Genomic DNA, 7,813 nt, shown 5'->3' on the forward strand with positions numbered 1-7,813 from the left:
CGTTCGTGGACAAGGTGCTGACGGGAGCGAGGCCCGGCGACCTGCCGATCCAGCAGCCGACGAAGTTCGAGCTCGTGATCAATCTCAGGACCGCAAAGGCGCTCGGTCTTGCGATCCCGCAGTCGGTGCTCCTGCGGGCGGACCGGGTGATCGAGTGATCCGCAGAGGAGAATGGGTATGACGAAGCTCGTCGTCGTCCTCACGTCGCTGGCCGTCCTCGTCGCCGTCGCGGTCCCCGTCCACGCCTTCAACTGTCCCGTCGTCATCAAGCAGGCGGAGGACCTCATCCGGAAGGCGGAGGCGGGGAAGGTGAGCCCGGAGACGCGCCCGCTCCTGGAGGAGGCGAAGAAGCAGCTCGCCGAGGCCAAGGCGCACCACGCGGACGCGAAGGTCAAGCGCGACCACGGCGACGCGGTCCGCAAGGCCAAGGTCGCCGCGGCCTTCGCGGAGGAAGTCATCGCGCTCCAGAATCCGTGAGGCGGGGCCGCTTCGCGGGTCAGGTCGTCTTCATCACGGGCGCGTCGTCCGGGATCGGCGAGGCGCTCGCGCGCGAGTTCGCGGGCGCGGGCGCCGACGTGGCGCTCGCGGCGCGGCGCGTGGACCGGCTGGCGAGGCTCGCGGCCGAGATCGAGGGCCTGGGCCGCCGTGCGCTCGTGCTGCCCTGTGACGTGACCGCGGACGGCGACCTCGAGCGCGCCGCTGGGCGCACGCGCGAGGCGTTCGGGCGCATCGACGTCGTGGTCGCCAACGCGGGCTTCGGGGTGATGGGCCCCGTCGAGACGCTCACCCTCGCCGACTACCGCTACCAGTTCGAGACGAACGTGTTCGGCGTGCTGCGCACGGTCTACGCGACCCTCGAGGACGTGAAGCGCGCGCGGGGCCGCCTCGTCCTCCTCGGCAGCGTGAGCGGCCACGTCGGCCTGCCGGGCTCCTCCGCGTACTCGATGAGCAAGTTCGCGGTGCGCGGCTTCGCCGAGTCCCTCGCCCACGAGCTGGCGCCCCACGGCGTCGCCGTCACACTCGTGAGCCCGGGCTTCGTCGAGAGCGAGATCCGCCACGTGGACAACCGCGGCCGCTGGCACGCCGAGCCCGAGGCCGGGCCGCCGAAGCTCCTCATCATGCCGGCGGCCACGGCGGCGCGGCACATCGTCCGCGCTGTCGCGCGGCGCCGGCGCGAGTCGGTCATCACGCGCCACGGCAAGCTCACCGTCTTCCTCCAGCGCCACGTCCCGTGGCTCGTGCGCGCCGTGGTTGGGCGCTTCGGGATCCGGGGCCGGCGCCGCCCGAGCCGCGCGGCGCCGGCGAGCTGAGTCAGCGGATCAACGCGACCAGGCCCAGGACATCACCGAGACCTTGAAGGTCTCGCCCGGCGTGGGCGCGGCCGTTTCGAACCAGCCGCGCCCGCCGCCGGGGACGCCGCCGATGACGTTGAAGACCTTCGTGCTGACGGTGCGGCCCGATCCGTCGAGCCCCTCGACGAGGAGCTGCACGGTGACGGCCGGCCGTCCGTAGAGGTTGTAGACGTAGCCCTGGACTTGCGGCCGCCCGCTCTTTCCCTGGACGACTGCCGAGTCGATCCTGAGCTGGCTCGTGGAGGATACGGGACCGGGACCCTGGGCCCACGCGGTGCACGCGAACCCCATCGCGAGGGTGAGCGCGGCGAGGTAGTTCATCCGCCCCATGCGCCCGAGGGTCCGCCCAAAGGCGGACCGTCGTCAAGGGGCGCCCTCCGGTGTTTTCCCCCGCCGGATTCAGGCGTGTGGCTGATAGGCCGGCACCGCCGCCGTGCCTAGAGTCCGGGCATGGAGGGGACGATGGCGATCGGGCTTGTCATCACGACGCCGATCGGGAGCGGCTGCCAGGCCGAAGGCCCGCACGGGCCGGACCCCTGTATCCCGCTCGCCGCCGGCGCGTGCAACTGCGGCTGCTCGGCGCTCGACGAGTGCGAAGCCTACTTCACGTGGCAGGCGACGAGGCTCGCCGGAGGCTGATCGACCAGCTCCGCAGTCGGGTCACCCCTTCGGGGGGATGATCGGCAGGAGGACGTGCGCCGGCCGCGCCGCCGCGCAGTGGAGCGTCACGTCCTTGCCGAAGACCTCCGGCGGCCGGTCGCGCGGGTCGTTGTGCTGGAAGGGTCCCACCCCCGTGAAGACCGCGCCGAGCGTCCCGAGCCCCGCGCCCGCCCCTCCCGGATATTCGTAATCGCGCCCGCGCACCGTGAGCCCGATCCGATGGCCCGCCGGCACCACGATCGACGTCGGCCAGATCTCCACGTCCAGCTCGTACACCTTCCCGGGCGTGAGCGGCTGCTTCGCGGCGTGGATGTGATACGGGCGATACGGGAGCGTCAGCCGCGGGTCGAGCTGCCTGTGCGAGGCGCGGAGCCAGCCTTGAGCGATCGGGGTGTGAGGGTCGAGCGCCCCCTGGAACGTCACCTCCCGCATGCTCGGCGTGAACACGCGCACGACGAGGAACAGGTCGGCGTCCGTCGTCTCGGACGAGACCCAGAGCTTGGCCGCGATCGGGCCGGTGATCTCGGTCTCGGCCGTGAGGGGCGGCGTGAGGAAGGTGACGCCGTCGCCGAGGCCGCCGTAGGTCACGCTGCCCTCCCGGGCGACGGGCGCGTCGGCCAGGCTGTGCCCCGCCGGATTCAGGTAGAGCTTGGTCCAGCGCGTGCGCGCGAGCGGCCACTCGCTCTCGTGCCGCTCGACGAACGTCTCGCCGGGATGCCGCACCTGGAGCAGGACCCTGGGCTGCTTCTTCCAGCCGGTGTCCGCGTCCTTCAGGAACTGGCCGAAGAACTTTTTCTGGAGCGCCACGCCGTAGTCCGTGTAGAAGTGCGTCCAGTGCTCGATGCCGTGCACCTCGAGCCACTTCTGCCGTGACGCCGCGCGCTCGAATCCCTCGAAGTTGCCGCGCGGGTGCAGGCCCTGCCCGCCCCAGTTCGCCGACGACAGCAGCGGGACGTTGACCTTCGACCAGTCGGGCATGCGCGAGCGCCAGTACTCGTCGCCGGCGAACGGGTTTTTCCAGCAATCCTCGTAGAAGTCGCTCCGGCGGGCGCCGAGCTCCTCCTCGGGGAGCGTCGGCGGCCCCGACACCCAGTCGCCCGTCATGCGCGAGCGATAGCCGCGCGTGCCCCGCCCGTGCTGGACGCGGACGACCTGCGACGGGAACCAGGTCCGGCCGAAGGTGCACAGGATGCCGCCGTGGTGCGAGAGATCGCGGTAGTAGTCGGCCGCCCCCTCCCAGACGCAGATCGCCGCCAGGTGCGGCGGCTGGAGCGCCGCCACCTGCCACTGGTTCATCGCGTAATAGGAGATGCCGTTGAGGCCGATCTTGCCGCTCGACCAGGGCTGGCGCGCCGCCCACTCGATGCAGTCGCGGAGGTCCTTCGCCTCGCGCGCCGACCAGAGGTCGAGGAACCCGGGCGAGCGGCCGGCGCCGCGCGAGTCCACGCGGACGCAGGCGTACCCGTCGTGCACCCACTTCTCCGGGTCCACCACCTCCCAGTTCTGGTACTTGTTCGTGGAGCCGGCAACGACGTCGGGATGCTCGGCGGCCATGCGGCGCCACTGATCGGTGTAGAGATCCTCGAAGTGGAGCCACTTGCCGTAGGGGCCGTATGAGAGGATGACGGGGTGCTTGCCGTCCGCGACCGGCCGGAAGACGTCAGCGCGAAGCACGAGGCCGTCGTCCACGGTGACGGGCACGTCCCAGTCGATGCGCATCCCGTCGCGGACCTCGCTCCTCGGTTCGGCCATGGAGCCACATACTATGACATCCGTGCGCTTCCGCGTCATCGAGCCCTTCCGCTCGATCTTCTACGCGCCGAACCTCGTCGCGATCCACGGCGGCCACTTCGCGGCGGAAGGCCTCGAGATCGCGCTGACGACGGCGTCGCATGAGCTCAACGCGGCGGACGCGCTTCGCGACGGGCGCGTCGACGTCGCGCTCTCGGGGCTCATGCGGAGCTTCGACCTCATCGACCGCGGCGGCCCGCGGCTCGTCCACTTCGCCGCCGTGAACGACCGCAACGGGTTCTTCCTCCTGAGCCGGGCGCCGCGCCCGCGCTTCGCGTGGTCGGATCTCGCCGGCCGCACGGTGCTCTCCTTCGCCGGCGCGCCGACGCCGTGGCTCTGCATGCAGGCGGTGCTCCGCCGCCACGGCGTCGATCCGGCGCGGGTCACGTTCGTCCGCGACCTCGGGACGCCGGAGGCGGCCGCCGCCTTCCGCGCGGGGAAGGCGGACTTCCTCGAGCACGGGCCGCCCGTCGTGGACGAGCTCATCGCGGACGGCACCGGCCATCTCGTCGCGTCGATGGGCGAGGCGACCGGGCCGGTGCCCTTCACCTCGTTCATGGCGACGCCCGAGACGCTCGCGCGCGAGCGCGCGACGCTCGTCCGCTTCACCCGCGGCTTCCACCGGGCGCAGCGCTGGATGGCGTCGGCGAGCGCGGGGGAGATCGCGGCCGTGATCGCGCCCGCGTTCCCCGAGATCGACGCCGGCGTCCGCGCGCGGGCCGTCGAGCGCTACCTCCGGCAGGGGACGTGGAACCGCGAGCCGGTGCTCACGCGCGCGGGGTACGAGGCGCTGGAGGAAATCCTCCTGGGCGGCGGGTTCATCAAGCGCCGCCACTCGTTCGACGCCCTCGTGGACACCGAGATCGCCTCCGAAGCCGTCGCCGGCTAGTCTGGTCAATCTTCGCCCGGCGTTGTCACGGTCCGTGCCATCCTGCACGGGCGGGAGGGGGGTACTGTCTCGTAACCCCACGTAGTCTCGTAGGCTTTTCCGGTAACCCCCGGTGGCACCCCGGATGCACCCCTCGGGGTGCTCATGAAGCGCGCATTTCTAGCGATGGCAGTCGGGGCGACGATGCTGGGACCGGCCGCGGGCCTGGCCGATCAGACCCCGGCGCCGACCCAGCCGAAGGCCGAGACGGTGGTTCGCCGGAAATCCACCATCAAGCCGGCCGCGCGCCTGCGGCTCGGCCCGGTCGTCCGCTTCGCGGGCACCGGGATCTGGTCGCTCGTCGACGCCGACCTGGTGGCTGAGTTCTTCGAGAATCGATTCGGCCGGCCGCTGCCCGTGAGCGCGTGGGGCCAGACGGCCCTGCACGACCGGCTGCGCCTCGACCACCGGAACGCCTTCGACGTCGCGGTCCACCCCGACAGCCCCGAGGGACGGGCGCTCATGGCGTTTCTGCGAGATCAGGGGGTCCCGTTCGTGGCGGTCCGCGCGCGCATGCGGGGCGCTTCGACGGGCGCCCACGTCCATATCGGCCCCGAGTCCTGCCGGTTCGCGCCGTGGTGGCGCCCCACGCAGGTCGCGAAGCTCAAGAACGAGCGCGTCGCGCTCGTGAGCTACCGTCATCGGGGCGCCGCCGAGCTCCGGACGCGTCCCGTCGTGGTCCCGGACGACCGCGCCGCGGCCGGCTCCCTCAGCAGCAAGGATCGTTTCGCGGACGACGCGGCCCCAACGCCGCCGGTCATATGAGTGACCTCGCCGAGACCCCGAACCTCGCGGCCTACTACTGCCCCGGCTGCTCCCCGGACCGCGACCCGCTCGAGGAGATCCTGACCGTGCGCTGGTGCAACACGCACCAGCCCATGCTCGGGGGCTTCGACGACGAGCGGGTCGAGCTCGGCAAGGACATCACGTATTCGTCGGGCGACGCGGAGGCCGCGACGAATCGTCCGTGGTGCGAGCTGGTGCATCGCGCCTCCAGGCGCGCGTAACCCCCGCCCGAGCCGCCCTTCAGGACACCCGCCCGAGATAGGCCCGCGCCACGCGCGCGTCCCTCGCGATCTCGCCGGCGCGCCCCGCGAGGACGATGCGGCCCCGCTCCAGCACGTAGCCGCGGTCGGCGATCTCCAGCGCCGCCTCGGCGAGCTGCTCGACGACGAGCAGCGTCAGGCCGTCGTCGCGGAGCCGCGCTAACGCCGCGAACACCTCGGCCGCGAGCCGTGGCGCGAGCCCGAGCGACGGCTCGTCGAGGAGCAGGAGCCGCGGGCGCGCCATGAGCGCGCGCGCGATCGCGAGCATCTGCTGCTCGCCGCCCGAGAGCGTGCCCGCGGGCAGGCGCCGTCGCTCGCGGAGGATCGGAAACCGGTCCAGCTGGCGCTCCACGTCCTCGGCCACGCCCGCGTCGCGGCGGCTGTAGGCGCCGAGGCGGAGGTTGTCGAGGACGCTCTGGTCGGGAAAGATCAGGCGCCCTTCCGGCACGAGGGCGATCCCGTGGCGGGCGATCCAGTGGGCGGGGCGGCCGGCGAGGTCCCGCCTCTCGAACGCCACTCGCCCGCGCGAGGCGCGCGCGAGGCCGGCGATGGTCTTGAGGGTCGTGCTCTTGCCGGCGCCGTTCGCGCCGATGATCACCGCGATCTCGCCGCGCCGCACCTCGAAGGAGAGCCCGTGCAGGACCTCCATGCGGTCGTACGCGGTCACGAGGTCGGCGACCTCGAGCAGCGCCTCGCCCGTGTCGCGCGCGCCCGCGCGGTCGAGCGCGGCCGCCCGCCCGCGAGGCGCGCCGAGATAGGCCTCGACGACGGCGGGGTCCTGCTGGACGGCGGCCGGCGGGCCGGAGGCGATCGTGCGCCCGTAGTTGAGGACGGTGACGCGGTCGGAGACGCCCATGACGAGGTCCATGTGATGCCCGACCAGGAGCACCGCGGTGCCCGTCGCGCGGACGCGCGCGATCAGGTCGGCGAGCGCGGCGATCTCCTCCTGGGAGAGGCCCGCCGCCGGCTCGTCGAGCAGGAGCACCGCGGGCCGTCGCGCGAGCGCCCGCGCGATCTCCACGAGCCGCCGGTGGCCGAACGGCAGGTTCCGGGCGAGCTCGTGCGGATCGCCCCGGTACCCGACGAAGTCGAGGAGCCCGCGCGCTTCTGCCGCGAGCCGCCGCTCGCCCGCCCGCACCCCCGGCAGGCCCAGGAGCGCGGCGGCGAGCGAGCCCGGCCGCCCGCCGCGAAGCCCGATCCTCACGTTGTCGAGGACGCTCAGCGTCTCGAAGAGGTGCGTGGTCTGGAACGTCCGCCCGATCCCCGCGCGCGCGATGCGGTGCGGCGGGAGCCCGGCGAGCGAGCGCCGGCCGAAGTCCACCGCGCCCGCCGACGGGCGATAGAAGCCGCTGAGGATGTTGAGCAGCGTCGTCTTGCCGGCGCCGTTCGGCCCGATGAGGCCGTGGACCCGGCCCGGCGGCAGCGTCAGCTCGCCGCCGGCCACGGCGAGGATGCCGCCGAAGCGCATCTCGAGCCCGCGCGCCTGGAGGGGCGGCGCCTCGACGGCGGCCATCCGCCACTCGAGCGACTCGCCCGCGTCGGCGGTGGCCCGGCCGCGCCGCGCGAGCGCCCCGACGACGCCGCCGGGCAGGAAGTAGATGGAGCCGAGGAGGAGCGCGCCGTACATCACGAGCCGGTAGTCCGCGATCCGCTGGAGGACCTCGGGGAGGACGATGAGCACGACGGAGCCGACGACGGGCCCGGCGACGCGGCCGAGGCCGCCGAAGAGGACGATCAGGAGGAACAGGATCGAGGTCTGCAGCGTGAAGCTGTCCGGGCTCACGAAGCCCGCCAGGAACGCGTAGAGGCATCCGCCGACCGCCGCGAACGCCGCGCCGAGCGTGAAGGCCACGGTGCGGACCAGGTAGGGGCTGAGTCCGAGGGACTCCGCCGCGAGCTCGCTGTCGCGGACGCCGACGAGCGCGCGCCCCCACGGCGACCGCGCGAGGTTCCGCGCCAGCGTGAGGCTCGCGAGGACGGCGAGGCCGACGACGTAGTAATAGCGCGGCAGCGTCAGCTCGAGCCCCCCGAGCCGC

10 protein-coding genes are annotated in these 7,813 nt (G+C 72.8%); 7 read left to right on the forward strand and 3 right to left on the reverse strand.

What is annotated here, in order from left to right; all coding sequences use genetic code 11:
• The 3 genes from VKG64_13430 to VKG64_13440 form a co-directional block, all read left to right on the forward strand.
• Window positions 1-158, forward strand: a 158-nt coding sequence (locus tag VKG64_13430; GenBank protein HKB26040.1) for an ABC transporter substrate binding protein, incomplete at its 5' end; no start/stop codon positions are given.
• Window positions 159-177: 19 nt separating this feature from the next.
• Window positions 178-477 (forward strand): hypothetical protein, encoded by a 300-nt coding sequence (locus tag VKG64_13435; GenBank protein ID HKB26041.1) that lies wholly within the window; start codon window positions 178-180, stop codon window positions 475-477.
• Complete coding sequence (locus tag VKG64_13440) at window positions 474-1,310, forward strand: SDR family NAD(P)-dependent oxidoreductase (protein HKB26042.1); 837 nt, start codon at window positions 474-476, stop codon at window positions 1,308-1,310. The genes VKG64_13435 and VKG64_13440 overlap by 4 nt, the downstream gene beginning before the upstream one ends.
• A 9-nt stretch (window positions 1,311-1,319) precedes the next feature.
• On the opposite strand, the gene VKG64_13445 is transcribed toward VKG64_13440, so the two are convergent.
• Complete coding sequence (locus VKG64_13445; protein HKB26043.1) at window positions 1,320-1,682, reverse strand: hypothetical protein; 363 nt, start codon at window positions 1,680-1,682, stop codon at window positions 1,320-1,322.
• Between the two features lie 132 nt (window positions 1,683-1,814).
• On the opposite strand from VKG64_13445, the gene VKG64_13450 reads away from it, so the two are divergent.
• Window positions 1,815-1,991, forward strand: coding sequence for a hypothetical protein (locus VKG64_13450; protein HKB26044.1), 177 nt, complete (start codon window positions 1,815-1,817; stop codon window positions 1,989-1,991).
• Window positions 1,992-2,012: 21 nt separating this feature from the next.
• On the opposite strand, the gene VKG64_13455 is transcribed toward VKG64_13450, so the two are convergent.
• Window positions 2,013-3,764, reverse strand: coding sequence for a CocE/NonD family hydrolase (locus VKG64_13455; protein ID HKB26045.1), 1,752 nt, complete (start codon window positions 3,762-3,764; stop codon window positions 2,013-2,015).
• 22 nt (window positions 3,765-3,786) lie between these two features.
• On the opposite strand from VKG64_13455, the gene VKG64_13460 reads away from it, so the two are divergent.
• The 3 genes from VKG64_13460 to VKG64_13470 all read left to right on the forward strand — a co-directional run bounded on the left by VKG64_13460 (window position 3,787) and on the right by VKG64_13470 (window position 5,738).
• Complete coding sequence (locus tag VKG64_13460; protein ID HKB26046.1) at window positions 3,787-4,692, forward strand: ABC transporter substrate-binding protein; 906 nt, start codon at window positions 3,787-3,789, stop codon at window positions 4,690-4,692.
• A 165-nt stretch (window positions 4,693-4,857) separates the two neighbouring features.
• Window positions 4,858-5,496: a hypothetical protein gene (locus tag VKG64_13465; GenBank protein ID HKB26047.1), complete on the forward strand. Its 639-nt coding sequence runs from the start codon at window positions 4,858-4,860 to the stop codon at window positions 5,494-5,496.
• Entirely contained in the window at window positions 5,493-5,738 is a 246-nt protein-coding gene (locus VKG64_13470) for a hypothetical protein (protein ID HKB26048.1), read from the forward strand. Before VKG64_13465 ends, VKG64_13470 begins: the two co-directional genes overlap by 4 nt.
• Before the next feature lie 19 nt (window positions 5,739-5,757).
• On the opposite strand, the gene VKG64_13475 is transcribed toward VKG64_13470, so the two are convergent.
• The coding region (locus VKG64_13475) for an ATP-binding cassette domain-containing protein (protein HKB26049.1) at window positions 5,758-7,813 on the reverse strand (2,056 nt) is incomplete at its 5' end.

Source organism: Candidatus Methylomirabilota bacterium (genome assembly GCA_035260325.1).
Lineage (GTDB): Bacteria > Methylomirabilota > Methylomirabilia > Rokubacteriales > CSP1-6 > AR19.

Bases quoted from the DNA above. Each gene is read 5' to 3' on its own strand.
- VKG64_13470 (HKB26048.1), top strand. From the start codon at position 5,493: ATGAGTGACCTCGCCGAGACCCCGAACCTCGCGGCCTACTACTGCCCC.
- VKG64_13435 (HKB26041.1), top strand. From the start codon at position 178: ATGACGAAGCTCGTCGTCGTCCTCACGTCGCTGGCCGTCCTCGTCGCC.
- VKG64_13445 (HKB26043.1), bottom strand. From the start codon at position 1,682: ATGGGGCGGATGAACTACCTCGCCGCGCTCACCCTCGCGATGGGGTTC.
- VKG64_13465 (HKB26047.1), top strand. From the start codon at position 4,858: ATGGCAGTCGGGGCGACGATGCTGGGACCGGCCGCGGGCCTGGCCGAT.
- VKG64_13450 (HKB26044.1), top strand. From the start codon at position 1,815: ATGGCGATCGGGCTTGTCATCACGACGCCGATCGGGAGCGGCTGCCAG.
- VKG64_13455 (HKB26045.1), bottom strand. From the start codon at position 3,764: ATGGCCGAACCGAGGAGCGAGGTCCGCGACGGGATGCGCATCGACTGG.